The 25,690-nt window shown below is 63.6% G+C and carries 24 protein-coding genes and 1 other RNA gene; 9 read left to right on the plus strand and 16 right to left on the minus strand.

Annotation, left to right across the window (positions count from 1 at the left end; translation table 11 throughout):
* Window positions 1–74: 74 nt before the first annotated feature.
* From P8R33_RS02880 to P8R33_RS02900, 5 genes are all read right to left on the minus strand, one after another.
* Complete coding sequence (locus P8R33_RS02880) at window positions 75–2,066, minus strand: ATP-binding protein (RefSeq protein WP_278327483.1); 1,992 nt, start codon at window positions 2,064–2,066, stop codon at window positions 75–77.
* A gap of 112 nt (window positions 2,067–2,178) precedes the next feature.
* On the minus strand, window positions 2,179–2,892 hold the full coding sequence (locus P8R33_RS02885; protein ID WP_278327484.1) for a TIGR02186 family protein: 714 nt from the start codon (window positions 2,890–2,892) through the stop codon (window positions 2,179–2,181).
* 35 nt (window positions 2,893–2,927) lie between these two features.
* Window positions 2,928–3,839 (minus strand): sulfite exporter TauE/SafE family protein, encoded by a 912-nt coding sequence (locus P8R33_RS02890; protein WP_278327485.1) that lies wholly within the window; start codon window positions 3,837–3,839, stop codon window positions 2,928–2,930.
* 46 nt (window positions 3,840–3,885) lie between these two features.
* Entirely contained in the window at window positions 3,886–4,998 is a 1,113-nt protein-coding gene (locus P8R33_RS02895) for a hypothetical protein (RefSeq protein WP_278327486.1), read from the minus strand.
* Window positions 4,995–6,383, minus strand: coding sequence for a glycosyl transferase family protein (locus P8R33_RS02900; protein WP_278327487.1), 1,389 nt, complete (start codon window positions 6,381–6,383; stop codon window positions 4,995–4,997). The genes P8R33_RS02895 and P8R33_RS02900 overlap by 4 nt, the downstream gene beginning before the upstream one ends.
* Before the next feature lie 84 nt (window positions 6,384–6,467).
* On the opposite strand from P8R33_RS02900, the gene nhaA reads away from it, so the two are divergent.
* Window positions 6,468–7,688, plus strand: coding sequence for a Na+/H+ antiporter NhaA (nhaA, locus tag P8R33_RS02905; protein WP_278327488.1), 1,221 nt, complete (start codon window positions 6,468–6,470; stop codon window positions 7,686–7,688).
* Here the strand turns inward: nhaA and P8R33_RS02910 are convergent, their stop codons facing one another.
* A complete protein-coding gene (locus P8R33_RS02910; protein ID WP_278327489.1) occupies window positions 7,689–8,123 on the minus strand; it encodes a VOC family protein in 435 nt (144 codons plus the stop codon).
* Between the two features lie 123 nt (window positions 8,124–8,246).
* The gene (locus tag P8R33_RS02915; RefSeq protein ID WP_278327490.1) at window positions 8,247–9,023 is read right to left on the minus strand and encodes a TorF family putative porin; all 777 of its coding nucleotides are present in this window, start codon (window positions 9,021–9,023) and stop codon (window positions 8,247–8,249) included.
* Window positions 9,024–9,296: 273 nt separating this feature from the next.
* On the opposite strand from P8R33_RS02915, the gene P8R33_RS02920 reads away from it, so the two are divergent.
* Complete coding sequence (locus tag P8R33_RS02920; RefSeq protein WP_278327491.1) at window positions 9,297–10,100, plus strand: metallophosphoesterase family protein; 804 nt, start codon at window positions 9,297–9,299, stop codon at window positions 10,098–10,100.
* 46 nt (window positions 10,101–10,146) lie between these two features.
* Here P8R33_RS02920 and P8R33_RS02925 read toward each other — a convergent pair whose 3' ends face one another.
* The 3 genes from P8R33_RS02925 to rnpB form a co-directional block, all read right to left on the minus strand.
* Window positions 10,147–12,189, minus strand: coding sequence for a S46 family peptidase (locus P8R33_RS02925; protein ID WP_278327492.1), 2,043 nt, complete (start codon window positions 12,187–12,189; stop codon window positions 10,147–10,149).
* A gap of 71 nt (window positions 12,190–12,260) precedes the next feature.
* A complete protein-coding gene (locus P8R33_RS02930; protein ID WP_278327493.1) occupies window positions 12,261–13,049 on the minus strand; it encodes a TspO-related membrane protein in 789 nt (262 codons plus the stop codon).
* Window positions 13,050–13,093: 44 nt separating this feature from the next.
* An RNA gene (gene rnpB, locus P8R33_RS02935) (RNase P RNA component class A) lies at window positions 13,094–13,517 on the minus strand.
* Window positions 13,518–13,668: 151 nt separating this feature from the next.
* Here rnpB and P8R33_RS02940 point away from each other — a divergent pair.
* The 3 genes from P8R33_RS02940 to P8R33_RS02950 are packed head-to-tail and all read left to right on the plus strand — an operon-like array spanning window position 13,669 to window position 17,152.
* Window positions 13,669–14,826, plus strand: coding sequence for a PepSY-associated TM helix domain-containing protein (locus P8R33_RS02940; RefSeq protein WP_278327494.1), 1,158 nt, complete (start codon window positions 13,669–13,671; stop codon window positions 14,824–14,826).
* Window positions 14,823–15,062, plus strand: a complete 240-nt coding sequence (locus tag P8R33_RS02945; RefSeq protein ID WP_278327495.1) for a hypothetical protein — start codon at window positions 14,823–14,825, stop codon at window positions 15,060–15,062. Before P8R33_RS02940 ends, P8R33_RS02945 begins: the two co-directional genes overlap by 4 nt.
* A complete protein-coding gene (locus P8R33_RS02950) occupies window positions 15,059–17,152 on the plus strand; it encodes a TonB-dependent receptor (RefSeq protein WP_278327496.1) in 2,094 nt (697 codons plus the stop codon). The genes P8R33_RS02945 and P8R33_RS02950 overlap by 4 nt, the downstream gene beginning before the upstream one ends.
* A gap of 5 nt (window positions 17,153–17,157) precedes the next feature.
* Here the strand turns inward: P8R33_RS02950 and P8R33_RS02955 are convergent, their stop codons facing one another.
* From P8R33_RS02955 to P8R33_RS02965, 3 genes are all read right to left on the minus strand, one after another.
* Window positions 17,158–17,796: an N-acetylmuramoyl-L-alanine amidase gene (locus tag P8R33_RS02955; RefSeq protein ID WP_278327926.1), complete on the minus strand. Its 639-nt coding sequence runs from the start codon at window positions 17,794–17,796 to the stop codon at window positions 17,158–17,160.
* Between the two features lie 107 nt (window positions 17,797–17,903).
* Window positions 17,904–18,563: a histidine phosphotransferase family protein gene (locus P8R33_RS02960; RefSeq protein ID WP_278327497.1), complete on the minus strand. Its 660-nt coding sequence runs from the start codon at window positions 18,561–18,563 to the stop codon at window positions 17,904–17,906.
* Between the two features lie 34 nt (window positions 18,564–18,597).
* Window positions 18,598–18,993: a M67 family metallopeptidase gene (locus P8R33_RS02965; RefSeq protein WP_278327498.1), complete on the minus strand. Its 396-nt coding sequence runs from the start codon at window positions 18,991–18,993 to the stop codon at window positions 18,598–18,600.
* Between the two features lie 16 nt (window positions 18,994–19,009).
* Here P8R33_RS02965 and P8R33_RS02970 point away from each other — a divergent pair, with 16 nt between their 5' ends.
* Together P8R33_RS02970 and rpoH are read left to right on the plus strand one after the other, a co-directional pair.
* Window positions 19,010–19,954 carry an RluA family pseudouridine synthase gene (locus tag P8R33_RS02970; protein ID WP_278327499.1) on the plus strand — a complete coding sequence of 315 codons (945 nt, stop codon included), beginning with the start codon at window positions 19,010–19,012 and terminating at the stop codon, window positions 19,952–19,954.
* A gap of 122 nt (window positions 19,955–20,076) precedes the next feature.
* Window positions 20,077–20,982, plus strand: a complete 906-nt coding sequence (rpoH, locus tag P8R33_RS02975) for an RNA polymerase sigma factor RpoH (RefSeq protein WP_278327500.1) — start codon at window positions 20,077–20,079, stop codon at window positions 20,980–20,982.
* A gap of 77 nt (window positions 20,983–21,059) precedes the next feature.
* On the opposite strand, the gene P8R33_RS02980 is transcribed toward rpoH, so the two are convergent.
* On the minus strand, window positions 21,060–22,379 hold the full coding sequence (locus tag P8R33_RS02980) for an amidohydrolase (RefSeq protein WP_278327501.1): 1,320 nt from the start codon (window positions 22,377–22,379) through the stop codon (window positions 21,060–21,062).
* A 105-nt stretch (window positions 22,380–22,484) separates the two neighbouring features.
* Between P8R33_RS02980 and mtgA the strand changes: the two genes are divergently transcribed.
* Together mtgA and P8R33_RS02990 are read left to right on the plus strand one after the other, a co-directional pair.
* Window positions 22,485–23,153, plus strand: a complete 669-nt coding sequence (mtgA, locus tag P8R33_RS02985; RefSeq protein ID WP_278327502.1) for a monofunctional biosynthetic peptidoglycan transglycosylase — start codon at window positions 22,485–22,487, stop codon at window positions 23,151–23,153.
* Window positions 23,154–23,158: 5 nt separating this feature from the next.
* Window positions 23,159–24,070 carry a cation diffusion facilitator family transporter gene (locus P8R33_RS02990; protein WP_278327503.1) on the plus strand — a complete coding sequence of 304 codons (912 nt, stop codon included), beginning with the start codon at window positions 23,159–23,161 and terminating at the stop codon, window positions 24,068–24,070.
* A gap of 2 nt (window positions 24,071–24,072) precedes the next feature.
* Here the strand turns inward: P8R33_RS02990 and P8R33_RS02995 are convergent, their stop codons facing one another.
* Together P8R33_RS02995 and clpX are read right to left on the minus strand one after the other, a co-directional pair.
* Window positions 24,073–24,228 carry a phosphotyrosine protein phosphatase gene (locus P8R33_RS02995; RefSeq protein ID WP_278327504.1) on the minus strand — a complete coding sequence of 52 codons (156 nt, stop codon included), beginning with the start codon at window positions 24,226–24,228 and terminating at the stop codon, window positions 24,073–24,075.
* A 169-nt stretch (window positions 24,229–24,397) separates the two neighbouring features.
* On the minus strand, window positions 24,398–25,663 hold the full coding sequence (clpX, locus tag P8R33_RS03000; RefSeq protein WP_278327505.1) for an ATP-dependent Clp protease ATP-binding subunit ClpX: 1,266 nt from the start codon (window positions 25,661–25,663) through the stop codon (window positions 24,398–24,400).
* Window positions 25,664–25,690: the final 27 nt, after the last annotated feature.

Consider the following 25,690-nt stretch of genomic DNA (forward strand, 5'->3'; position numbering starts at 1 on the left):
CGCCCTCGCTAGACGTGCAGCACGCTGCACCCGCTACGGGCGGGCGGTCGCCCTTGCTTCGGCTCGGTTTCTGTTTAACCCTGCGAGCGCCAGCGCTGGACCGTGCGTTCGACGATCTCTTCCTCGCCGCCGGTCTGGTTCCACAGTTCGACGAAACTCGGGTCTTCGGACGCAGGGCGTTTCGATTCCTCGAGATTGTCGAAGCTGACGCGGATCGGGATGGCCACACCTTCGCCGCAGATGATGCATTCGCGATTGCGGAGCGCGGGGATTGCATCGAGGAAGCCGCGTGCGCCTTCGGGCATGGCGGCGCGGACGAAATCCTGGTCGCGGTCGTTGTTGAGGCGCATCGAGATGATCGTGCCGCACTGCGACAGCACGCCTTCGGCGAGGTCGGACGGTCGCTGCGTAATGAGGCCCAGCGAGATGCCGTATTTACGACCCTCCTTGGCGATGCGGCTAAGAATGGTGCCGACCGAATTGCCATCGGAATTCTTCTCGCTCGGCACGTAGCGGTGGGCTTCTTCGCAGACCAGCAGGATCGGCGACGTGCGCTCCTCGCGGCCCCAGATGGCAAAGTCGAACACCAGGCGGCTCAGTACCGCAACCACGGTCGAGGTGATGTCCGAGGGCACGCCCGAAACGTCGATGATCGAGATCGGCTTGCCGTTGGAGGGCATGCGGAAGATCTTGCAAATGAACTCCGACATCGTGTCGCCGACCAGCATGCCGGAGAACATGAACTGGTAGCGCGGGTCCGACTTCAGCTCTTCCAGCTTGTTCTTGATCCGCATGTAGGGCGCTGACGTCGTCGCCTTGTCGAGCTTGCCCATCGCATCCTGGATGGCGTTCGACAGGTCGGACAGGAGGTAGGGGATGGGCGAATCGACGGTGATCTTGCCCATGCTCTCGGCCAGGCGGCTTTTGCTGCGCGCCTTGAGCAGGCATTTGGCGAGGATGTCCTCATCCACCTGCCGGTCGTTGCCCTGCGAGGTCAGCAGCACCTCGCAATGCTCTTCGAAGTTCATGATCCAGTAGGGCATCTGCAGGTTCGAGACATCGAGGATCACGCCGGTGTTGCGGAACGCGGCCGAGTATTCGCCATGCGGGTCGACCATCACGATATGACCCTCGGGCGCGGCCTCGCAAATGCGGTGGAGGATCAGCGCGGCGCTGGTCGATTTCCCCGTACCGGTGGAGCCGAGCAGGGCGAAGTGCTTGCCGAGCATGGCGTCGATGTAAATGCCGGCGCGAATATCCTTGGTCGGATAGACCTTACCGATGGTGACAGCGCTGCGACCGTCGCTGACGTAGACCTGCTTCAAATCGGCTGTACTGGCGGGATAGACCAGTGCGCCGGGCACCGGGTAACGGGTGACACCGCGGCGGAAGCCGTGCAGACGACCGGTGAGCTTTTCTTCGATGCCCTCGCCGAGGAAATCGATATTCGCGAGGATGCTGCCGGCCTTGCGATCCTGCCGCTGGTTGCGGACGCTGGCAAGGAGCCAGCTGCTACCGACGCGAATCTTGATCTGGCTGCCGACCTGTCCGGCCATGGCGATTGCGGGATCGGCATCATCCGCGCATTCGGACAGGCGCTGAAGGTCGACGGCGATCATCGAGCCGGAACCGGCGATTTCGAGGACAACGCCGATGGGGTCCATCGTGTTGTTGGCGCTCTGCACGTCCGGATCGGGCGCTTGCTCGTCCTCGGCTTCGGGTTCCGGCGCCTTGCGAGCTTCCGCCTCGGCGCGAAGCTGCGACGGGGGAGCGGGAATGGATGGCGGCGCTACGGCCTGCTGGTCCACGATCGGCTCCTCGAAAGGCACCGGCTGTTGCACTTCCGGTGTTACCATCGAGGGCCGCTCGTCGGCGACCGGCTGTTGCTCGACTGGCTGCGGATTATGGACATAGCCCGAGCGCGAGAGCGAAGAGGCCGCCCCGCTGTCCTGTTCGCTTCGACGAATCCGGTCGCGCAGTGAGGAACCACGCGGCTGCGGCGGCTGGGCTCCTTCTTCCTTGGCAGGATCGAAAGTGCGGTGGTTCGGATTGCCCATGTCGGTCATCGGTCGGTTCGGCCCCAAGTTTCGCGCCCATCGCGCAGGGCTACAGCCTATGGCGGGGGACGGTTAAAATCGGGTCAACGCTAATGGGTCGATAGGGACTGGGGTCGGGGCTCTAGATCATCGCGAAGAGGCGACCGGCCAGCCAGCCCATGCCGACTGACAGCACGACGGCGAGGAGACCGTAGAGCAGCGACAAGTCCTGCGAATACTCCTCGACCTGCCGTTCGAAGCCGACTTTCTGGACTTCCACTTCGGTCTGCGCCGAGGCGATTACCCGCCCGCGACTCACCGCGAAAGTCTCGGCGGTATAGGTCCCTGTGGTCACGTTGGACGGCAAGGTAATCCGTGCCTGATACAGAACCTGCTCGCTGATCTGCACGCCCTCGAAATCCTGCTTGTAAAGCTGCTGGCGCGTTTTCAGATCGACGAGACCCGCGGAAAACCGCGCCTGCTCGTCCAGATCGATCACGCCGCTGGGGCTGAGCTGGATATAGTCGGTGCCGAACTCGTAAATCGCAGCCGTTTTCTCGTCCACGATCTCCTCGATGGGACGGGAGGAGGCGACCGCGAAGAACGAGGGGACCGAGCGGAAATCGGTGCTCTCCGCATTGACCCACACGCCGAGGAAGCGCCCCTTCTCGCGCAGTCGGGCAGGCTCGGCGGGACCTTTGAGCACCACGACGATGTCGTATTGATTGCCCGCAGCGCGCCCGCCCGGATCGAGGACCGCGCCGAACAACAGCAGTTCGGTGCCGGTAAACCCTTGCCTGACCTCCACTTCGTGCTGGCTGACCTCGGGCACGAGGATCGGGTCACGCTGACCCATTAGCGCGAACGCGCAGAGAAGGATCAACAGAACCCTCACAGCGGATACACCGTGTAGATCTCGTCCGGCTGGTAGAACAGGCCGAGGAACATGCGGAAGGCGATCACCAGCACGATGGCGGCCAGGATCAGCCGCAGCAGTTCGGGCTTGGCCTTGACGGCGATCTGCGAGCCGATCTGTGCGCCGGTGACGGAACCGATCAGCAGCAGGAAGACCAGCACGATGTCCACCGCCTTGGTTGTCAGCGAGTGCATCATCGTGGTCGCCATGGTCACGAACAGGATGTTGAACAGGCTGGTGCCGACGACGACATTCGCGCTCATGCCGAGAATGTAAAGCATGGCGGGCACGAGGATGAAGCCGCCGCCGACCCCCATCAGCATAGTGAGAATTCCGACGACGACGCCGACCAGCAGCGGGGCAAGCGGAGAGATGTAGAGACCGGAGCGATAGAAGCGCCATTTCATCGGCAGGCTGGCCACCAGCGGATGGTGCCGGCGCTTCGGGGCCTGCTTGCTGCCGGATCTGGCACCGCGCAGCAGTTCGACCGATTCCTTCGCCATCAGCAGCCCGATCGATCCGAGCAGCACGACGTAAAGCGCATTGATGACGACATCGATCTGGCCGATCGAGCGGAAGAAGCGGAACAGCAGCGCGCCGAAGCCTGAACCGACAACCCCTCCGGCGACCATCACCGCACCCATGCGGTAGTCGACGCCCTTGCGACCGCTATGCGCAATTACGCCTGTCACGCTGGCCCCGGTGACCTGTGTCGAAGCCGAAGCGGCGGCCACTGTGGGTGGCACTCCGTAGAAGATCAGCAGCGGCGTCGTCAGGAAGCCTCCGCCTACTCCGAACAGACCCGAAAGCACGCCCGTCAGCCCGCCCAGCGCGACGATCCACAGCCCGTTTACGGACAGGTTCGCAATGGGCAGGTATACATCCATGAAAGCGCCCTATCGCAGCCCCCGCCCGGATAAAAGCTGAACCGTGTCAGAAGCCCGCCGCAAGGGTGATCGCTGCTCCGGAAGAGGGCTCGGCATTGCCGGCCACGCGGAAGCGGTAGTCGGCCGCGATACGCGCCTGTCCATTGCCGAGTCCGAAATCCAGCTTGAGCGTCGGGCCGATGTCCACCCGCGAGGCGCCGCGCTGCGCGCCGGCCCAAGCCCCGGCACCGGCGCGCACCGATAGTGGATCGTTGTCCTCGATGTCGCGGGTGAGGTCGATCCTGCCATCGACAAACCCCGTGGCGAAATCGCCGGCGACGTAACCCGCCTGAGCATAGCCGGAGGCTTCGAGGCCGAACGGCATTTGCGAGTTTTCAATACCTGCCGAAACGAAGGCGGCAGGTCGCAACCTCACCTGATCGGCAGATTCTGTTGCGCGCAATTCCGCGTGCAGCGCTAACGGCAAGCCGCCAACCGGCCTTGCGCGCATACCGAGCGCCGCCTCGGTCTCTCCTGCTGTCACCAGCGCCTTGCTGGCTCGCGCATAGATCGCGGGATCGTGCCTGCTGGACGGCGCGAGGCGATAGGCAATCACCGCACCTGCCTGGCTGGCTCCGTAGCTTGCCGGCCGCGCTCCACCGGTGAGCGCGGACGTTCCTCCATCGCGCAGCATCAACCAAGCATCGATCCGCCATGCTTTTAGCCAATCGGCATCATTCTGAGGTGTGGCTTCCAGCGTGCGGTCGATCGATTCCGCGGTGCCGCCCGGCACATGCGACTGTGCCACATCGGTTTGCCGCAATAAGCTTTCTTCCAGCACCCGCTCACCAGTTCCGAAATGCTCGCGGTGATCGCGGCTCGTCAGCGTGACGATTGGGGAAATCGGCATTTGTTTTCTGGAGGGCGCAGGGTTTGGAACCGGCCCAGCATATGATGGAACCGTTTGATCGTATTCGGGCGATGGCCTCGCTTGGGGTACTATCGCAGCGGTGCGTTCACCTTCGTACGAGAATGCAAGCGTATTGGATTTTGTCGGCTGAACCATCATCGGCCAGGGACTCTGCCACGAAATTAAACGGATCAGCAGCCAGCCGATTAGCAACAAGCCAAGGAATAGAAGAGGCTGCCCTCGACGCGCCTCCACTGCGCCATCGCTCATGCGTGGGCCTCGGCCCTTGCGGCCAAGGCCGGATGGTCCTGGTGCTCTGTCTTGTCCCAAATGACAGTAGCACCGCGCAGCGTTCCTACATAGGCAGACAGGGCGCGGCGCGCGGCCATGATAGCGATGATGTTCGACACGATCAGCCGCGGTACGGACAGCAAGCCCTGTCGCCATCCGTATTCGCGCGCGGTGAAAAGCGCCCGCATCGCGAAGCGCCAGCCAAGACCGACGAGATTGAGCAGCAACAGCCAGCCCAGCAGTCCGGAATATTCCGGTGCCGCAATCGCGCCGCTGCTCACCAACAAGTAGAGTAATCCACTCAGTCCGATAAGCAGGTAAGCAAGTGAAAGCAGAATGGCAGCAAGCGGCCCGCGCCGATCGCGCAGCTGCATCCAAATGTCCGCAGCCGAGCCCTGCCAGCCGAGCCGGTCCCAGCCCTGCAGCGCGATACCATGCATCCAACGCGTCTTCTGACGGACGGCCTGATCGAGGCGCGCCGGGAAAAAGGCACGAGTTGCGATCAGGCGACCGTCGGCGGTGCGGCAGCGCAAGAAGCGGCCCAGTCCGCCTGCCTCGGCGACGCGCAGGCCAAGCTCATAATCCTCGGTCAGCGATTGCTGCGCGAAAGGCTCGTCGCCGAAGCGACTGAGCATATCCCGAGAGATCGCGAGACCCACGCCTGCCCCCGGAATGGCCGCGCCCAAGGCGTCGCGCACCAGAAGCGCCTTTGCGTGCGATTCTGCGAACTCGTCGGCGTAGTGACTGCCGATAAGGGCGGACCCGCGCTGCGGGAGCGCCATAACGGGTAGCTGGGCGAAATCCGCCGTTGCCATCGCGTCGTCCAGCAGAGCGAGAGCTGCGGGATCGACCATGTCCTCCGCATCATGCAGCACGATCATGCGGGCCGCTGTCCCGCCGCGCGCCTCGTCTTCGCGCAAGGCAGCGTAAAGACGGTTGAGGCAGTCGGCCTTGCTCGTCGGGCCGTCTTCGCCATGCACCACGATCCGCACTCTCGGATCGCCCCGCGCAGCCGCCATGGCCGATGCCATCGTTGCCGGGTCGTTGTGGTAGCAGCCGACGTAAATTCGCAGATCGCGATAGGGCCAGACTTCGAGCATGTGGTAGATTGTCGGGCCGATCACCGCGGCTTCCTGCCATGCAGGGACGAGTACTGCTGCGCGGCCTGTTAACGGCCTTTCGGTCAGCTGCGATTCGTCGATTTTCGGGATTGCGATCCGGCCGCGCAGCCGCATCCAGATGTAGGACAGGTCGACTGCGAATTCGTCGATTACGCCAATCGCGAAAAAGGCCGCGCAAAACAGCAGCAGCTCGCGATGGGCGAGCAAAAACCATTGCGCGACAGTGAATTCGCCGATGAGCACGACCCGTTTCCCCCCGCCAAGGCGTCTAGCGAAACGATCACCCCCTTGCAACGCGGTGCGGTTTGTTCAAAGGACCACCCCGACATGACCGAACGCCCTTCAGCTTTCCGCCTCGTTTTCGCCCCCGTGCGAGCGCTGTTCGTCAGCGATGCCTCGGCCGGTATCCTGCTCATCTTCGTAGCTGTTGCAGCGATGCTGGCCGCGAATTCGCCGTTCGCCGCGGAGTACCAGCAGCTGTTCTACGGCAAGCTGGCGTGGACCCCGATCCCCAAGCTGTACGACCTCCATCTATGGATCAATGATGGCTTGATGGCGATCTTCTTCTTCGTCGTCGGGCTGGAGGTGAAGCGCGAGTGGATCGAGGGGCAGCTCTCCACCGCGCAGCAGCGACGCTTGCCGATCATGGCGGCGGCTGCCGGCATGGTCGTCCCGGCCCTGTTCTATGTCGGTGTCGTCGGCGGCGACAGCACCTTGCTGCGCGGCTGGGCGATCCCGGCCGCGACCGACATCGCCTTCGCGATGGGTGTGCTGGGCTTGCTTGGCAATCGCTGCCCGGCATCGCTCCGCCTGTTCCTGCTGACCGTCGCCATCGTGGACGACATCGGTGCGGTGCTCGTGATCGCAGCCTTCTATACCGAGAACATCAAGCTGGAGTGGCTGGGCGCCTCCGCAGTCATCGTGGGTGCCATGCTGGCGATGAACAAGGCGCGCGTTTCCGCCTATTGGCCGTTCATCCTGCTGGTCCTGGTGCTGTGGTTCTTCGTCCTCAACTCCGGCATCCACGCGACGATCGCGGGCGTCGTGGGCGCGCTGTGCATCCCGATGCGCGGCAAGGACGACGAAACCATGGTCGAAACCATGGAGCACGCGCTGGCCCCGTGGAGCGCCTATTTGGTCGTTCCTGTCTTCGGCTTCGCCAACGCCGGCGTGCCGCTGGCCGGTCTCGGCATGGAGCAATTGCTGGCACCGCTGCCGGTCGCGATCATCGCAGGGCTCTTCCTCGGCAAGCAGATCGGCATCTTCTCGGCCATCTGGCTGGCGGACCGGCTGGGCATCGCCCCCCGTCCCGACCAGGCGAGCTGGCAGGAGATCTGGGGCATCACCCTGTTGTGCGGGATCGGCTTCACCATGTCGCTGTTCATCAGCGGGCTGGCCTTCGCCGGGCAGGAGTTGCTAATCAACGAGGCCAAGATCGGCATCCTGCTGGGATCGTTGCTATCGGCAATCGTGGGCTACACGGTCATCCGCCTCTCGGCCGCGCACCCGGACGATGCGAGTTCGCCTTACATCGAGAAGAAGGGCTGACTACCAGCTGCCGGTATTGGGCATGCTCGCCCACGGTTCCTGCGGGTCGAGATAGCCTTCCTGCAGTAGCTCGATCGAAATACCATCGGGTGTCCGCACGAAGGCCATGTGCCCGTCGCGCGGAGGGCGATTGATCGTGTGGCCCGCATCCATCAGCCGCTGGCAGGTCGCGTAGATATCCTCGACGCGATAGGCGAGGTGGCCGAAATTGCGTCCGCCGTCGTAGGTTTCCGGCGCGCTGCCATCCTCCGGCGGCCAGTTGTAGGTCAGTTCGACCGCCGTGCCTTCCTGCCCCGGCGCGGCAAGGAACACAAGCGTGAAGCGTCCCTTGTCGTTGTCGAAGCGGCGTACTTCCTTCAACCCGATGAGATCGAAGAAGGCGACAGTCGCGTCGATGTCGGCGACGCGGATCATGGTATGGAGGAATTTGGTCATTACGCGCAGATGGCGTAAATCCTCCAGGATACAAACGAAAATGCGCCGCAGCGGGTGCGGCGCATTCGAATACTCTGGCGGGAAAGGGGACGAGCGCTGGCCCGCCCCTGCCCGGCTGGTCACTCAGAAACTGGCGGAAATCGTGCCGACGATCGCGTCGTCGGTGAAGCCGTCGATCGACGGACCTTCGACGCCGACATAGGAAACGCCCACTTCGAACATACCGGCCGATGCGGTCGCGCCGATAGCCCAGTCCAGCCCGGTATCGTCTGCGGTACCGGCCAGCAGCGGCGGGGCCAGCGGTCCGTCGGTGTAGCCGAGGTGGCCGGTCAGGGTAATCGGCGTGTTGGGAACGCCTACACCGAGGTCGGTATAGACATAGAGATTGTCGTCATTACCCAGCGAATCCTGGCTCGGTGCCCAGGCGACGCCGACCGTGGCTTCCGCCGGGCCGAGGTTGAAGCCGAGCGAGGCGTACGGCTCCCAATAGTCGGTATCGAGACCGAGGTCCTCGGTCGGGTAAAGATAGTAGAGCACGCCGACATCGAAGCTGACGGCGTCGCTGATCTGGCCGCTGTACCCGGCATAGATGTCGACTTCGAGTTCGCCATAGGCAGGGCCGCCGTCGATCGAGGATGCCCAGGTGCCGACATAAAAACCGCTGTCATGCGCGGCATCGATGCCGCCCTGGATGGCGGGATCGCCGCCCGATAGCGAGACGCCGCGGAAACGATAGTCGGTGGTCAGCGCCACGTTGGCGGAGACGGTCACAGGGCCGGCATCGACGCCGTCCTCGACCTCTTCAGCCGGGTTGGAGACCTGCGCCATCACGGGCGCGGCGGAAATCAGGCTCACCGATGCGAGCGAAATGGCCATCAGGCCGCGAAAGGACGTCAGCATTACAAACTCCTACACGAGTGTCGCTTCGTCCCACCTGCGAATCCGTCGGGGCCGTTTTGGTGGCTCCTCGTCCGGATACGGCAACTTTTGTGCACGTCACGTGGTCTTTACGCAAGATATGACCCGCAAAGTTTTTGCACATGCAGCAAAACCTGTGATGTTTTCGCAACTGCACAACGCGCCATTCAGCGAAGGTTGTCCCGTGGCGGACTAGGCCCTATCTGGTCGCCCGCCGGCAAGGCCCACGTTCCATATATCGAGAACTCACAACCAATGCTTCGATCCCTTCGCCAATTGTTCAAGGAACGCCCCACCGCGCGCCGCGTGGCGCGGGTTCCGGATGGCGAACGCTATTACGTAATCGGCGACATTCATGGTCGTTTGGACCTCTTCGAGGAACTGATCGAAGCGATCGAAGCCGACGATGCAGCCAACGAAGCGGCAGACACGACGGTCATCCTGCTCGGCGATCTGATCGATCGCGGCCCCGACAGTTGCGGCGTCATCGAACGTGCACGCGACTGGGGCAAGACGCGCAAAGTGCGCTACATCGCCGGCAATCACGAGGAAATGTTCCTCGAGAGCTTCGACGACAAGGAAATGCTGCGCCACTTCGTCAAGCATGGCGGACGCGAGACCATCCTGAGCTACGGCATCAAGCGCAAGCGCTACAACGAGCTTACGATGAAGGATTTGCAGATCGAAATGGCCGGGCTGATTCCGCAGGACCATCGCGAGTTTCTTGCGTCATTCGAAGATCTGATCATCGCCGGCGACTATGTTTTCGTTCATGCCGGACTCAATCCGAAGCGCTCGGTCGAAGAGCAAAAGCAGAGCGACTTGCGCTGGATCCGCGAGCGCTTTCTCAAGCATCCCGAGCCGTTCAGCCATGTCGTCGTGCACGGCCATACGATCTTCGAGGATATCGAGCGGACCGACCATCGCATTGGTATCGATACGGGCGCATTTCGCACCGGCCGCCTGACCGCGCTGGTTCTCGAAGGCGATACCCGGCGTGCCATCCAGGCGGCCGAGACCGACGGGTCTATCGCCATCAAGGCAGACATGCTCGACTGAAGCGTGACAGGCTCCCGGCTGTTCCGGAAGCCTGCCAGCTCTTGCGTTATTCGCCGGCCAGTTCGCGGACCAGCGCGGGCGCGGGGTAGATAGTCTCCAGCGCTTCCTGCACCGCATCGGTCGACACCGCCACGGTCCGGTTGAGCGTGCCGTCGTAACCGTAATTGCCGCCCAGCGAATGGATATTGCCGTCGAAAGCCGCACCGATCACCGTGCCTGCGCGGTCGATCACCGGAGAGCCGGAATTACCGCCGATGATGTCGTTGGTGGTCACGAAGTCGAAAGCGGTATCGGGATCGATATCGGCCTGGTTCGCGGCGAAGGCTTCGGCCACGTCGAACGGCGGTGCGCCGGTCGCGCGCTCGAAAGTCCCGCCCATCGTTGTCAGGATCGGCACCTGCTGGCCGCGTTCCTCCCAGCCCTTCACCTGGCCGTAGCTGATGCGCAGCGTGAAGGTGGCATCGGGATAAAGGCTGTCGCCATAGGCCGCGAAGCGCGCGTCGGCGAGCTTGCCACCGGCGATGGCGAGCGGGCCGGAATAGCTCTCGTTCACCGCATCTCGCAGTGCCCGCTGGCGATCGGCGAGGCGCAGGGCGTACTCGATCATCGGATCGTCCGATGCCTCGATCGCGGCCAGCCCGCCGTCCCAAAGCTCCTTGCGCACCGCCGGATCGGCCAGCTGCGTGCCTTCGACCAGCCGCTCGGCCAGCGCTTCGGGGCTTTCCTGCCCCAGCAGCAGGCGGCTGTCCGCATCGTCCACGCCGAGATATTCGCGTGCCTTCGAGAGGCTCCAGCCCATCATCAGCTCGTCGAGCCAGGGGTAGACCGGGCGCTCGTCGAGCAGGCGCTTCTCGGTCAGCGGCAGCGCGCTGTCGGTGTAGCCGGGCAGGCGCTCGCCATTGGGCTTTGCGCGCTCTTGCGCCGCGAAAACCAGCGTCGAAGCATAACCGAACAGGTCGCCCGAGGGGCTGATGAAGCGCGACGGCAGGTAAAGCGCGCGATAGGCTTCGGTCGCCTCGTCAACCGCGGTCCACGGATCGCCGATCTCGGCATTGCCTTCGCTGCGCTGGCGTAGGTCGGCCTCGGCTTCGGCCAGCTGGGCGGTGAAGTCCGGATCGTTCAGCGCCTTGGTGCGGCCGATATAGACCTTGAGGCCGTTCTCGACGCCGTTGAGCGCGTCGAGACCCTGCCGCTCCTTCTCAGGGCTTTCGTCCATGGCAGTGATCAGGCGGCCGCGCAGTTCGGACAGGGTCGTGAGGGTCACCGGCAAGCGCACCTCACGCTCGAAGGCGAGCTGGCTTTGCGTGTAGAGGCGGCTCGTCGAGCCGGGATTGCCGACCACGAATGTCACCTCGCCCTCTTGCGGAGCGCGTGGGTTCCACTGAAGGTGCTGCGGTGTGGCGACCGGCCGGCCGTTCTCATAGGCCCGCAGGAAGCTCGCATCGAGCGAGTAGCGCGGGAAGTTGAAATTGTCGGGATCGCCGCCGAAGGTCGAGGCGCGGTCTTCCGGGGCCCAAGCGAGGCGGATGTCCGAGTACTTGCGGTAGGTGTAAAGCTTGTATTGCCCGCCGCCGAACAGCGTCACCACCTGGCAGCGGGTCGTATCGGTGTCCGGGCATCCGGCCGACTCGAGTTCCGCAATCTTGGCGTCACGTGCCTTGGTAAGGGCTTCACCCTCGAGGCCTGCGAAGGAGTCCTTCACCTCTTCGGTCACGTCGGCGATCGAGGTCACGACCTCGGCCTGTTGGCCGGGGCACTTGAGCTCCTCTTCACGGTTTTGCGCGACGAAACCCGCGTCGAGATAGTCCATCGCGTCCGAGGAATTGTCGAACAGGCAGCTGGCGATGCAGTGGTGGTTGGTGAGGATCAGGCCCGAACCCGACACGAAACTCGCCGAACACCCGCCGGTCAGACGCACGGCGGCGGCCTGCACGCGGTCGAGCCACGCCTGGTCCGGTGCCCAGCCATAGGTCTCTTGCATTTGTTCGGTCGGGAAACCGTCGAAGGTCCACATGCCTTCGTCGGCCTGGGCCGCGGTGGAGGTGAAGGCGATGGCGGCGCTTGCCGCGTAAAGCGCGAAACGTTTCATGGATTGACCCTCTTAAAGACTGTCGTTGCGCGCCGTTTTCGCGTTTCCGCAGCGATTGTCCAGCGCGAAGGTCAGCCAAGCCATCGCTTCCTGTTCGCCGGATGCTGCAATCCGGCAGCCGCAGCGAGGATGACGAGCAGCGCAGACAGGCTGCAGGCGATCGCGACCACGCCGCTTTCCTGCCCGCCGCGGTTGTAGATGCCCCAGAGCGCCCACAGGAAAACGAGCGCGTACCACGGGTTGCCCGCGCTGCGCAGCACGGCCAGAGCGGCCACGATGCCGCCGACTGCGACGATGGCGGCGGCGAGCAGCGGATAGGTGTCCTCCGCCCCGACGCCGTGGAAGCGCAAAGCGGCGGTGACGTTCACGATGGTCGCGGCGGTCAGCCACGCCGCAAGCGCGCTGAAGGTGACGCCGATCAGGAACCGCTCCCACCCTGTCATCGGGCGGTCGAGTTGTGTGAGGATGCGCAGGATGGCGAGCAGGCTGACCAGCGAGGTCGCGATAATGACTACCGATATCCAGGTGAGGTCGGCAAACTGCGTGTAGAGCGCCCATACGCCTTGCGAGGCCAACGCGACCACTGCGTACCAGCCGATGCGGTCGATCAGCGCGTTGTCCCGCTGCGCCGGAAGCAGTTGCCAGAGCACGAAGCCGGTCGAGAGCAGGAACAGCGGCCCCCAGATGCCGAACGCCCAGCCGATCGGTGTCACCAAGGTGCGGACGCTGTCCGACTGCTCGCCGATGGGTTCGCCGAAGCCGAGCTGCGGGAGGAAGGTCGATCCGATTTGGATGACCACGGCGAGGACGAGTGCGACCCGCTGAGCGAGACTGCGATGTGGGGAGCTATGCTGCGTCATGTCGCCTCAACCCGCCCGTCGGCGCGCCGTTCCGCGAGGGGTGAGATGCCAGGGGGCCTGTAAGCCGGGTTCTGTCTCCACAGACGGTATCCGACGAGCGGACCGTATCTGCGGCGGCAGCCATTCATCTAGGCCATGGATCGCTCCATGACTCAAGCAGCCAACCCGGGCGGTCGATACGAAACGTATCTGCCAGCAAGCTGGCGCGCCGCCCCTATTCGGCCTTGCTCCGGGTGGGGTTTGCCATGCGGACCGCGTTGCCGAAGCCCCGGTGCGCTCTTACCGCACCCTTTCACCCTTGCCTGTTCTCCCGAAGGAGCCATCGGCGGTATGCTCTCTGTGGCACTTTCCCTCGACTTGCGCCGGGCGGGCGTTACCCGCCACCCTTGTTTCGTGGAGCCCGGACTTTCCTCTCCAACAACCCGCTCATCCTGAGCCTGTCGAAGGAGCGGCTGCCCGGCCCCCTGGCGAATGCGCAGATAGGATGTGGCTTTCGATTAGCCAAGTGAAACGGGTGACGATCGCGGGGCCACTCGCCACCAGGCCTGACTTCAACTTAAACTGCTATTGAGAATTATTCTCATTGACGCAGTTCGAACCGCTCGGTAGCCGCACCGCCATGAGTCGCGAGACGATCAAGTTCTGGTACCTGGTGCACAAGTGGAGCAGCCTTATTCCCATGGCTTTTCTGCTGATGCTGTGCGTCACCGGCCTGCCCCTCATTTTCCACGACGAGATCGATGCCGCGATGGCCGACGAGGCGGGCTCCGCACTCGCCGAGACCCCCTCTGCCGAAGGCGGGCTTCCGCTCGATGCCATGCTCGAAACGGCGCTCGAGCAGCGGCCTGGTGAAGTCCCGCTGTTCATGGCCTTCAGTCAGGACGATTCCCTCCTGACCGTGACGACCGGCCCCTCGCCCGATGCGGACGGATCGCAGATGACGCTGCTGTTCCTCGACCGGGCGACCGGGGAGTCGCTGGGTCCGGCCCCCGTCAATCAGCTCATGGATTTCCTGCTGACGCTGCATACCGATATGTTCCTGGGCTTGCCCGGCATGTGGGCTCTCGGTGTCTGCGGTATCCTGTTTCTGGTCGCGCTGGTTTCCGGCATCGTTTTGTATGCCCCCTTCATGCGCCGTTTGCCCTTCGGCACCGTACGGACCGATCGCAAGCCCCGAACCCGCCGGCTCGATGAGCACAATCTACTGGGTGTCGTGGCGTTCGCATGGATGATGGTCGTAGGTGCGACCGGTGCGATCAACGCCTTTGCCAATCCGCTGACCGATAGTTGGCGCGAAAGCGAAGTCGCTGCGATGACCGCAGGCTACGGTGCGCAGCAGCCTCTTTCACCCGACGAATACGGGTCGCTGGATGCGGCGATGGCTGCAGCCCAGGAAGCCCTGCCCGGTCGCAGCCCGCAGTTCGTCGGTTTCCCCGGCGGCGACTGGTCGTCCGGCCATCATTACGCGATCTTTTTCCAGGGCGATCGACCGGTCACGCAGAACCTGCTGACCCCCGCGCTGGTAGATGCGCGCTCCAGCCAGTTGACCGATGCGCGGACCATGCCCGCGATCAACCAGGCGCTGATGATGTCGAAGCCGCTGCATTTCGGCGACTATGGCGGTCTGCCGCTGAAGATCATCTGGGCCGTCATGACGCTGATCACGATCTGGGTGCTGTGGACGGGCATTTTGCTGTGGCTTCGCCGCAGGTCCGGCAGGCTCGAACGGCGGATCGCGGAGATCCAGAGCGGCGGCACGTTGGGAAAAGCCGCATGAGACACAAACCGCGCAACACGCTTCTTCAGACCTTCGCCGTCCCATTGACGCTGGCGATCGCCACCGTGGCAGGTCTCATCCTGGGGCTGACAGGGGATGGCTGGCGCGACCTGGCCAGCTGGCTGCTGCTGATAGTTTCCCTGCTCCCGATCCGCGCCGCCTTTGCGCGTCGCCGATCGAGCGCACATCGTAATGCTCGTTTGGGCCATTCCCGTTTGGAAAGAAAGACATCATGAATTCAATGCTTCGCGTTTCAATCCTCGCCCTCGGCGCTTCGATCGCTGCAACGGCGCAGGCGCAGGATACGTCGGACGACGTAATTATCGTCACCGCGCAGCGCGAGAATGCGACGCAGGTGGTCAATGCGGGAAGCGCGGGCGTGCTGGGCAACAAGAATGCAGAGGATCTGCCCTTTACCATCCGGTCTTATGACGAGAGCCTGATCCTCAACCAGCAGCCGCAGACCCTGGGCGATGTATTGGAAAACGATCCGACGATCCGGACGACCTACGGCTTCGGTAATGCGTCCGAGCAGTTCGTCATCCGCGGCTTCACCCTGTTCGGCGACGATGTGGGTGTGAACGGATTGTATGGCATCGCGCCTCGCCAGCTTGTGGCGCCGGAGCTATACGGCAGTGTCCAGGTGCTTAACGGATCAAGTGCTTTTCTCAATGGCGCCGCACCGGGCGGCACGGGTCTCGGCGGCAGTGTGAACCTGATGCTCAAGCGCGCCGGAGCGTCCGATCTCAATCGGGTTACGGTATCCGCCGAACAAAGCGCCCGCTTCGGCGGCGCGGTGGACGTCTCGCGCCGGTTCGGAAGCGGGGGCGAGTGGGGACTGCGCATCAACGGAGCCTATCGCGATGGCGAAACTTCTATCGACGAGGAATATCGCCGCACGGCCGTAATCGGCGGCGCGCTCGATTACGATAGCGGACCGCTACGCGCCGCCATCGATCTGGCGTATCAGGAAATCCGTGTCGACAACCTGCGGCCGAAGGTAACGATCGCGACCTCCACCGTGCCGGTCGTCCCAGACGCCGACGCCAATTACGCGCAGGATTTCGCCTACAGCGATCTGTCCGACGTGTTCGGCACCTTCGGACTCGAATACGATGTCGCCGACAACGCAACTCTTTATGCTCGCGGCGGTGCTCGGGACGGCACGGAAGCAGGACAGTATGCCAGCCTGACGCTGGTCGACGCCGACACCGGAGCCGCAAACGGCGGGTCGCTGTTCGTACCTGCGACAAGCAATAACGAAGCTATCGAGGCCGGCCTGCGCGTGCGCCTTGGCGAACGCGTCACGCAGGAGATCAATTTCGGCGGCAATATCAGCTGGCAGGTCTTCCGCACGGCCTTCGATTTCGGATCGGGATACGCCACGAACCTCTACGACACGCCGCAGGTCGCATTGCCGCCCGGTGGCTTCATCGGCGGCGACCTCGACGATCCGCAACCGATCACCAAAACACGGCTGGCCAGCGCCTTCGCCTCGGACACCATTGGCCTGTGGGGGGATCGCATCCTGTTGACCGGCGGCCTACGCCTGCAGGATATCCGGCAGGAGAACATCAATTACGACGGAACCCCGGGCGCGACCTACGACGAGAGTGCGGTTACTCCGGTGGCCGGCTTGGTCGTCAAACCGGTGTCCGGCTTGTCGCTCTATGCCAACCGGATCGAAGCCCTGCAGCAAGGACCCGTGGCCCCGATCGACCCTGGTCTGGTGACCAACCCCGGCGAAGTCCTCGCCCCGCGCAAGTCGGTGCAATATGAAGTCGGCGGCAAGCTGGCGCTGGGCGGATTGTTCGTCGGCCTCGGAGCCTACCGGATCGAGCGCCCGGGCGAAGGCGTGCTGGACGATGGCAGCTTCGGCTATCTCGGCGATCAACGCCATCGGGGGGTGGAACTGACCGTCAATGGCGAAGTCGCACCCGGCTTACGGTTGATCGGCGGCGCTGCCTTGACAGATGCCGAACTGATCGGCGGCAATGAGGTGCCGGGTGTACCGGACTTCACGGCCAACGCCGATGTCGAATGGGATCTCGGCTTTGCGCCCGGCCTCACATTGACAGGGCGTGCCGTGCACACCGGCGAGCAGTGGGTGGATGCGGCGAACACGCTGACGCTGGATAGCTGGACGCGCTTCGATCTCGGTGCGCGCTACGTGTTCGTGGCCGGCGAAGCGCCGATCACGCTGCGACTGTCGGTCGATAACGTCGCCAACGAGCGGTATTGGGCCAGCAGTTTCGATGCTTTCTCGGCCGCGTTGCTGCAGGGGCGGCCGCGCACGTTCAAGGCCTCCGTGTCAGCGGACTTCTAAACGCGTCAGCGGGTGTTGCCGCGATCCCTGTCCAGCAGCAGCTGGAACAGGATCGCGCGCACTTCGCCGTCGATCTCGCCGTTGATCTTCTCCGGACGCCAGCGGCGCTGGAAGGCTTCGACCGCCTTGTGCCCATCGGTGATGTCGTAGCCGTAGCGTTCCAGCGCGAGGTAGAAGGCCGCGTCGTTGTCGAACGGATCGCCGCGTTCGAGCTTTTCGGGGCGCGGCAGGCAGAGGCCGTACTCGGCGAGGCGATCCCACGGGAACAGCTCGCCCGGATCGATCTTGCGGGCGGGCGCGACGTCCGAATGGCCGACCACGTTGGCGCGCGGGATGTCGTATTCCTTCACGATCCGCGCCACCAGCGGCACCAGCTTTTCGAACTGCGCCTCGTTGAATTCGCGATAGCCGTATTTGTGGCCCGGATGGTCGAGCTCGATGCCGATGCTGATGCCGTTAACGTCCTTATGGCCGCGCCAGTAGGAGACTCCAGCATGCCAAGCGCGTTTGTCTTCCGGCACCAGCCGCACGACCTCGCCCTGTTCGCCGATGAGGTAATGCGCGGAGACCTTGGCCTCCGGATCGCATAGCCGCTCAATCGCGAAACCCTTATCCTCCATCTCGGTATAGTGGATCACCACCATCGAAATGGGACCGCTGCGCTCGTCGTGATTGGGCGAAAGGACCTCGCGGTCGACGAGCTCGTCCTTGCTGGCGGGCAGGCCTTCGCCGAGCTTCCCGAAGTCGGACTTCACCCGATCAGGCCTTCGCCCTGGGGCAACACTGCACCCAACACCAGCGCATCGGCGGACTTGTGATATTGCAGACCGCCGCCACTCTCCTGTGCGAGGAGGTGGATCATATGCGCCGCCGCCGTGCGGCTCGACAGCTCCTTGCGGTCGAGACTGCCGTCGAGCGCCTTGCCGATGGTCTCGTCGAAGGCGACCTTGGGCCCGCTGGCGCGCACCACGATTTCGCACGCCCCGTCACGCGTTTCCGCGCCGACATCCAGCGTGCCGCCGCGCACCAGCGCGTCGATCGCGATCTGCGCGAAGTTGAGCAGCACCTTGACCGCCGGCTTGCCGAGCGAGGCATCAGCCAGCGCCCAGTTGACCTCGACCTTGTCCTTGTCCGCCACCAGCGCCTGGATCAGCGCCTTGGGCTCCTCCACATCGACACGCTCGCCAAAGCCGCCGGCCGCGCCGAAGGCGAGGCGGAAGAACTTGAGTTTGTTGGTAGAGATCGACGCGCTCTGTTCCAGCAATTGCATGACGTTGGCCCGCATTTCGGGGTCGGTTTCCAGCGCGAGCAGTTCCAGCCCGTTGGACAGCGCCCCCACGGGGCTCAGCATGTCATGGCACAGCCGCGAGCAGAGCATGGCGGCAAGGTCGATCGATTGGCGGTCGTCCATCGTGATCCCGGTAATGAAAAATTGAGGATGTGTCTTAGCGAGGCGAGGTCACATAGGGAAGCGCTTCGAACCCCGCATCCCCCGAACGCCAGAACGCGATTCGGCCTGCCGCGACGATGGCGCAGACCATCCCGTCGCCCGGCGCCATGGCGGCATCGGTTGCAGAGGGATCAGCGCCGCCATTGGGGTGCGAGTGGTAATAGCCGACGATCTGCGGACCACCCAATCGCCCAGCGCGATGCGCGTCGATGAGGGTTTGCGGATCGATCTCGAAATGGGTTGCGGGGTCGGGATGGACGTTCGCTGCGGGGAGAATGGCGCCGATGCGTTCGCCTTCACCCAGCAGGATGCCGCAGCATTCGTTCGGATGCGATGCCTCCGCCTCTGCGAGCAGTTGGTCCAATAGCGCGCTTGAGATGTCCACGGTCATCGCGCATGGCCCTAGCATGGCCTCGCCGGAAATCATCAGCGGATCGCTCGCCACCACCGGCCGCCTGGACAAGGCGCTGGCCGAGGCGAGCGGGTTGTCGCGCGAGCGGGTGAAGGGGCTCATCGCGGATGGCGCGGTCGAGCTGGACGGGAAGGTGATGACCAGTGGGTCCGCCAAGGCCGAGGCTGGTGCTCGCTTCACTATTGCCCTCCCCCCGCCTGAACCGCTGGCCGCGGAACCGCAGGACATCCCGCTGGAGATCGTCTTCGAAGACGCTGACCTGCTGGTGGTGAACAAGCCCGCAGGCATGGTCGTGCATCCCGCGGCAGGCAATCCGGACGGGACGCTGGTCAATGCCCTGCTCCACCATTGCGCGGGGCGGCTGTCCGGCATCAATGGTGTCGCACGGCCCGGAATCGTCCACCGGATCGACAAGGATACCTCCGGCCTGCTGGTCGTCGCCAAATCCGACGCGGCGCACGAAGGGCTGGCGAAGCAGTTCGCCGACCATTCGATTGCGCGCCGCTATCTCGCCGTCTGCGCTGGCCATCCGAACCCGGCATCGGGTACTGTCGCAGGCCGCATTGGCCGCTCCGACAAGGATCGGAAGAAGATGGCCATGCTCCCCAACGATGCCACGCGCGGCAAGCATGCGGTCACGCATTACGAGACGAAGCAGCGCCTCGACCATGCCGCGCTGATCGAATGCCGGCTCGAAACCGGGCGAACCCACCAGGTGCGCGTTCACTGTGCGTCAATAGGTCATCCGCTATTAGGAGACCCTGTCTATGGACGCACTCCCAAGCCGATCCGCGCGACGCTTCAGCAGCTGCAATTCGCCCGCCAGGCGCTCCACGCAGCCAGCCTCGGATTCATCCATCCTATCAGCGGCGAAAGCTTGGATTTCCGCGCCGAATTGCCCCCCGATATGCGGGAACTCATCGACGAAACCGCACGTTGAAATCGATGAAAAGCAGCACAGTCACGGGCAATATCTGTTATAAGTAACTTCAGTGGCCCGAGAGTCGAATGCCCAGCAGGGGTTCGGCGCGCGAGGTCGACGCTAGAAAGGTCAGGGTTTACGTGAGCAATACCAAAGCATTGAGCGTCCCGGCGCTCGGCGGTGAGCAGAGCCTCAATCGCTATCTCTCCGAAATCAAGAAATTCCCCGTGCTGACGCAAGAGCAGGAATACATGCTCGCCAAGCGTTACGAAGAGCATGAGGACAGCGAAGCTGCGGCGCAGCTCGTCACCTCGCACCTGCGCCTCGTGGCGAAGATCGCCATGGGCTATCGCGGCTACGGCCTGCCCGTTTCGGATCTCATTTCCGAAGGCAATGTCGGCCTGATGCAGGGCGTGAAGAAGTTCGAAGCCGATCGCGGTTTCCGCCTCGCCACCTATGCCATGTGGTGGATCAAGGCATCGATCCAGGAATACATCCTGCGTTCGTGGAGCCTCGTGAAGATGGGCACCACCGCCGCACAGAAGAAGCTGTTCTTCAACCTGCGCCGGATGAAGAAGAACCTCGATGCCTACGAGGACACCGATCTCCATCCCGACGATGTGGCCAAGATTGCGACCGATCTCGGCGTGCCCGAGCAGGAAGTGATCAACATGAACCGCCGCATGCTCATGGGCGGCGACGGTTCGCTCAACGTGCCGATGCGCAATGGCGAAGACGGCAGCGGCGAGTGGATGGACTGGCTGAAGGACGATGGTCCGCTGCAGGACGAGCTGGTCGCCGATGCCGAGGAAGCCGAAGTCCGCCACGACATGCTGGTGGAGGCTATGGATAATCTCAACGATCGCGAGAAGCACATTTTCCGCGAGCGGCGCCTGACGGAAAACCCGCAGACGCTGGAGGAATTGAGCCAGGTCTACAGCGTCAGCCGCGAACGCATTCGCCAGATCGAAGTCCGCGCTTTTGAAAAGGTGCAGAAAGCAATGAAGGCGATTGCCGGCGAAAGGCTGCTGCCGGGCGTGGCGTAATTGCGCTGGTCGTGAGACAATAGAAAGGGCCGCCGTTCCGATGGGACCGGCGGCCCTTTCTCTTTTGCGTCTAACGACTAACTCCCCGCCAGATCCAGCACCGCGGCCACCATGGCCCGGGTGCCGAGCGTCACGCTCTCGCGCGGGGCGATCTTGAACAGGGGGGAATGGTGCGACGGCACGGCGGGGCCGCCATTGGCCTCGGCCTCGAACGCCTCGGGCGGGGTGCCGCCGACGCCGAAATAGTAGCCCGGCACGCCGAGGTCTTCCGCTACGAAATAGGAGAAATCCTCCGCACCCATGCCGCGCTGCTCGAAGGGTTCGAAGCCTTCCTCGCCGAAAGTCGCGCGCATCACTCCATTCAGCCGGCGGGCGAGCTCGGGGTCGTTATAAGTGACCGGTGTGCCTTCGCTCACCGTGACCTTCACTGGCAGTTCGTCGGGCAGGCCGTGGGCCTTGCCGATGCCGACCGCAACGCGCTCGATGGCGGCAAGCAATTGTGCGCGCGTATCCTCGTCATTCGCGCGCACGGTCAGTTGCAGGTCGGCGCGTTCGGAGATGATGTTGTGCTTCGTGCCGGCCTGGAACGCGCCAACCGTGATAACCGCGGGTGAGAGCGGCTCGATCTCGCGGCTGACGATCGATTGCAGCGCGGTGACGATCTGCGAGGCGATATAGACCGGGTCGCGGCCCATGTGCGGGCTGGCCCCGTGCGCGCCGACGCCGGGCACCATGATATCGACCGAATCGGCGCTCGAATACTGGATTCCCTCGGCCGCCGAGACGACGCCCGTCGGTAGGATCGAGGCGACATGGAAGGCGAGTGCATAGTCCGGCTTGCCGAAGCGGTCGTAGAGGCCGTCCTCCAACATCGCCTTGGCTCCGCCGACACGTTCTTCCGCAGGCTGGACCACGAACATCAACGTGCCCGACCAGTCGTCTTTCATCGCCATCAAGCGCCGCGCCGTGCCGACCATCGACGTGATATGCACGTCGTGCCCGCAGGCGTGCATCACCGGATAGGTCTCGCCGTCCTGCCCGACCTGCGTGGCGGTAGAGGCGTAGTCGAGGCCGGAGCGCTCCTCCACCGGCAGCCCGTCCATATCGGCACGCAACATGATCAGCGGGCCATCGCCATTCTCCAGCATGCCGACCACGCCGGTGCCGCCGACATTTTCGGTCACCGTCAGCCCGGCGGCGCGCAGTTCGGCGGCCATGCGCTTGGCGGTATCGGTCTCGAGGAAGGAAAGTTCGGGGTTCTGATGGAAATGGACGAAGAGGTCTTCGAGATGGCTGTCGTAATCCGCTGCAACCGCGTCGGCGACCTCCGCGCTATCGGCCAGAGCCGGTGTCGCAGCGAAAGCGGCCAGCGCCGCGGCCAGAGTGAGATTGCGCATCGATCATCCCCTTGTGTTCATTCGTGGTGACAGAAAGCACGGGCGCGCCCCATGGGCAAGCGCCGCCGATTGCAACCGCTCTCCATGGCCGCTAGCAGCAGGACCATGCGCTGGTTCGTCCGCTTTCTTTTCAAAGCCATGTTCGGCCTGCTGGTGCTGAGCCTTCTGCTGGTGCTCGCGTTCAAATTCGTGCCCGTGCCCGTCACCGCCACGATGGTGATGGACGGCAACGGCATCACCAAGGACTGGACCACCCTCAGCAATATCGACCGCAACATGGTGCGCGCGGTGATTGCGGCAGAGGATGGCAAGTTCTGCACGCATGACGGCTTCGACCGCGAAGCGATCGAGCAGGCGATGCGCGAAAACGCCCAGGGCGGGCGCATCCGTGGCGGCTCCACGATCAGCCAGCAGACCGCCAAAAACGTCTTCCTGTGGCAGGGCGGCGGCTATTTCCGCAAAGGGCTGGAGGCCTATTTCACCCTGCTGATCGAGCAGATCTGGGGCAAGCGGCGGATCATGGAGGTCTATCTCAACGTCGCCGAAACCGGCATCGGCACCTATGGCGTGGAAGCCGGGGCCGAGCGATACTTCAACAAATCCGCCGCCAGCCTCACCCCCACCGAAGCGGCGCGCATGGCTGCCGCGCTACCGCTGCCGAAGGAACGCTCGGTCGTGAACCCGCGCGGCTGGCTGCGCGGACATGGCAATACGATTGCCGCTCGCATCGGCGTAGTCGGTCGTGACGCCCTCGATGCCTGCGTGTACGACTGATCGCCATGGGCGCAGGGCACGATCACGCGCATGGCAGCGATCACGCAGGGCATAGCCATGCTCCGGCCGATTTCGGCCGCGCCTTCCTGATCGGCATCATCCTCAACACCGGTTTCGTGATCGTCGAGGCGGCCTATGGCTGGATCTCTGGCTCGATGGCGCTGATCGCCGACGCAGGCCACAACCTCTCTGACGTGCTGGCCCTGATGCTGGCTTGGGGCGCAAGCGTCGCGGCGAAGAAGGCGCCGACCGACCGCTTCACCTATGGCTACAAGAGCTCGACCATCCTCGCGGCGCTCGCCAATGCGGGGCTGTTGCTGGTCGCCATCGGAGCGATCCTGTTCGAGACGTTGCATCGCATGGCAGAACCCGCCGAGGTCCAGGGCGAGACCATGGCGATTGTCGCCGGGATCGGCATTTTGATCAATGCGGGCACCGCGGCGCTCTTCCTGCGCGGACAGCACGACATCAATATCCGCGGGGCCTTCCTGCATATGGCCGCAGACGCGCTGGTCAGCCTGGGCGTGGTGATGGCAGGGCTGGCGATCCTGTGGACCGGCGAAACGTGGATCGATCCGGCAGTAAGCCTGCTGATCGTGCTCGTGATCGCTTGGGGCACCTGGGGTCTGCTGAACGACAGCGTGGCGATGAGCCTGCTCGCGGTGCCCAAGGGCATCTCGGAGAAATCCGTGCGCGATTATCTGGCAACCCTACCGGGTGTGGACGCCGTCCACGATCTCCACATTTGGCCGATGAGCACGACCGAGACCGCGCTAACAGCGCATCTCGTCATGCCCCAGGGCCACCCGGGCGACACCTTCCTCAGCGAGATTTCGCACGAGCTGGAGCATCACTACCGCATTGGCCATGCGACCATCCAGATCGAGCGCACACCGCACTGCGCGGGCGGTTGCTGACATTAGCGGAGATGGGGCGCCTTCCGGCATTTCAATAGCTCGATCAGTCTCTCATCCATGAACCGGTAGCGGTCGGGAATTGCAAGATGGACGATCGGCTTGCCGTCGAGCGCATCCGCAAAGCGCTGGCGGATAGCCGTGCGATGGCGCGCCTCCATCCCAAAAAGCGGCCCGCCCAGCGCACGAGTTCCGCATCGATCACGACGTCTGCGGCGGATGCAGGTCCGGCCGAGAGGACATCGAAGCCCTCCCGGCCGGCGAATATCTGTTCTGCTGTCAAACTGCGCCAGCGGTTCTTGCCGCAGACGAAGAGCAGGCGCCGGGTGGTCAGGCGGCCTCTTCCTCGTCCTTCTTGCCGCCATGGACCTGGACCGGTTCCTTGCGGCCGTCGACCACGTCCTTGTCGATCACGATCTCGGTCACGCCTTCCATGTCGGGCAGGTCGAACATGGTATCGAGCAGGATTCCCTCGACGATCGAGCGCAGACCGCGCGCGCCGGTCTTGCGCTTGATCGCCTTCTCGGCGATTTCGCGCAGCGCTTCGTCCTTGAAGGTCAGCTCGACATCTTCGAGCTCGAACAGCTTGCTGTACTGCTTGACGATGGCGTTCTTCGGTTCGGTCAGGATCGTCACCAGCGCATCCACATCGAGGTCGTTGAGCGTTGCGATCACCGGCAGGCGGCCGACGAATTCGGGGATCAGGCCGAACTTGAGCAAATCTTCCGGCTCGCTCTTCTCGAGCAGTTCGCCCACGCGCCGCTTGTCCGGATCGGCGACATGCGCACCGAAGCCGATGCTGCGCTTCTGCAGGCGGTCGGCGATGATCTTGTCGAGGCCGGCGAAAGCGCCGCCGCAGATGAAAAGGATGTTCGTCGTGTCGACCTGCAGGAACTCCTGCTGCGGGTGCTTGCGCCCACCCTGCGGGGGGACGCTGGCCGTGGTGCCTTCCATCAACTTCAGCAGCGCCTGCTGCACGCCCTCACCCGAAACGTCGCGGGTGATGGAGGGGTTTTCCGCCTTGCGCGTGATCTTGTCGATCTCGTCGATATAGACGATGCCGTGCTGCGCCTTCTCGACATTGTAGTCGCTGGCCTGCAGCAGCTTGAGGATAATGTTCTCCACATCCTCGCCCACGTAGCCGGCTTCGGTCAGCGTGGTGGCGTCGGCCATGGTAAAGGGCACATCGAAGGTACGCGCCAGCGTCTGCGCCAGCAGCGTCTTGCCAGTACCGGTCGGGCCGACCAGCAGGATGTTCGACTTCGCCAGTTCGACATCGCCGGATTTGCCGCTGTGCTTCAACCGCTTGTAGTGATTGTGCACTGCGACCGAGAGGACGCGCTTGGCGCGATCCTGGCCGATCACGTAATCGTTCAACGTCTGGAAGATTTCGGACGGCGTCGGAACGTCGCCTTCCTTCTTGCCGGTGAGGCCGGCCTTGGTTTCTTCGCGAATGATGTCGTTGCACAGCTCGACGCATTCGTCGCAGATGAACACGGTCGGGCCCGCGATGAGCTTCCTCACCTCGTGCTGCGACTTGCCGCAGAAGCTGCAATACAGCGTGCTCTTGCTATCGGTTCCGCTCAACTTGGTCATATCCTAATCGTCTTCCCCGGCCCTGTC

It is taken from the genome of Qipengyuania flavescens, assembly GCF_029688735.1.
Classification (GTDB): Bacteria; Pseudomonadota; Alphaproteobacteria; order Sphingomonadales; family Sphingomonadaceae; genus Qipengyuania.

Excerpts from the sequence above, each read along its gene's own strand:
- P8R33_RS02950 (WP_278327496.1), top strand. The coding sequence starts at position 15,059 with ATGAATTCAATGCTTCGCGTTTCAATCCTCGCCCTCGGCGCTTCGATC.
- P8R33_RS02895 (WP_278327486.1), bottom strand. The coding sequence starts at position 4,998 with ATGAGCGATGGCGCAGTGGAGGCGCGTCGAGGGCAGCCTCTTCTATTC.
- P8R33_RS02945 (WP_278327495.1), top strand. The coding sequence starts at position 14,823 with ATGAGACACAAACCGCGCAACACGCTTCTTCAGACCTTCGCCGTCCCA.
- P8R33_RS02980 (WP_278327501.1), bottom strand. The coding sequence starts at position 22,379 with ATGCGCAATCTCACTCTGGCCGCGGCGCTGGCCGCTTTCGCTGCGACA.
- P8R33_RS02885 (WP_278327484.1), bottom strand. The coding sequence starts at position 2,892 with ATGGGTCAGCGTGACCCGATCCTCGTGCCCGAGGTCAGCCAGCACGAA.
- P8R33_RS02990 (WP_278327503.1), top strand. The coding sequence starts at position 23,159 with ATGGGCGCAGGGCACGATCACGCGCATGGCAGCGATCACGCAGGGCAT.
- P8R33_RS02915 (WP_278327490.1), bottom strand. The coding sequence starts at position 9,023 with ATGCTGACGTCCTTTCGCGGCCTGATGGCCATTTCGCTCGCATCGGTG.
- P8R33_RS02890 (WP_278327485.1), bottom strand. The coding sequence starts at position 3,839 with ATGGATGTATACCTGCCCATTGCGAACCTGTCCGTAAACGGGCTGTGG.
- mtgA (WP_278327502.1), top strand. The coding sequence starts at position 22,485 with ATGCGCTGGTTCGTCCGCTTTCTTTTCAAAGCCATGTTCGGCCTGCTG.
- P8R33_RS02920 (WP_278327491.1), top strand. The coding sequence starts at position 9,297 with ATGCTTCGATCCCTTCGCCAATTGTTCAAGGAACGCCCCACCGCGCGC.
- P8R33_RS02955 (WP_278327926.1), bottom strand. The coding sequence starts at position 17,796 with ATGGTGGTGATCCACTATACCGAGATGGAGGATAAGGGTTTCGCGATT.
- P8R33_RS02925 (WP_278327492.1), bottom strand. The coding sequence starts at position 12,189 with ATGAAACGTTTCGCGCTTTACGCGGCAAGCGCCGCCATCGCCTTCACC.
- P8R33_RS02930 (WP_278327493.1), bottom strand. The coding sequence starts at position 13,049 with ATGACGCAGCATAGCTCCCCACATCGCAGTCTCGCTCAGCGGGTCGCA.
- nhaA (WP_278327488.1), top strand. The coding sequence starts at position 6,468 with ATGACCGAACGCCCTTCAGCTTTCCGCCTCGTTTTCGCCCCCGTGCGA.
- P8R33_RS02970 (WP_278327499.1), top strand. The coding sequence starts at position 19,010 with ATGGCCTCGCCGGAAATCATCAGCGGATCGCTCGCCACCACCGGCCGC.
- P8R33_RS02995 (WP_278327504.1), bottom strand. The coding sequence starts at position 24,228 with ATGGAGGCGCGCCATCGCACGGCTATCCGCCAGCGCTTTGCGGATGCG.
- P8R33_RS02965 (WP_278327498.1), bottom strand. The coding sequence starts at position 18,993 with ATGACCGTGGACATCTCAAGCGCGCTATTGGACCAACTGCTCGCAGAG.
- P8R33_RS02940 (WP_278327494.1), top strand. The coding sequence starts at position 13,669 with ATGAGTCGCGAGACGATCAAGTTCTGGTACCTGGTGCACAAGTGGAGC.
- P8R33_RS02960 (WP_278327497.1), bottom strand. The coding sequence starts at position 18,563 with ATGGACGACCGCCAATCGATCGACCTTGCCGCCATGCTCTGCTCGCGG.
- P8R33_RS02880 (WP_278327483.1), bottom strand. The coding sequence starts at position 2,066 with ATGACCGACATGGGCAATCCGAACCACCGCACTTTCGATCCTGCCAAG.
- clpX (WP_278327505.1), bottom strand. The coding sequence starts at position 25,663 with ATGACCAAGTTGAGCGGAACCGATAGCAAGAGCACGCTGTATTGCAGC.
- P8R33_RS02910 (WP_278327489.1), bottom strand. The coding sequence starts at position 8,123 with ATGACCAAATTCCTCCATACCATGATCCGCGTCGCCGACATCGACGCG.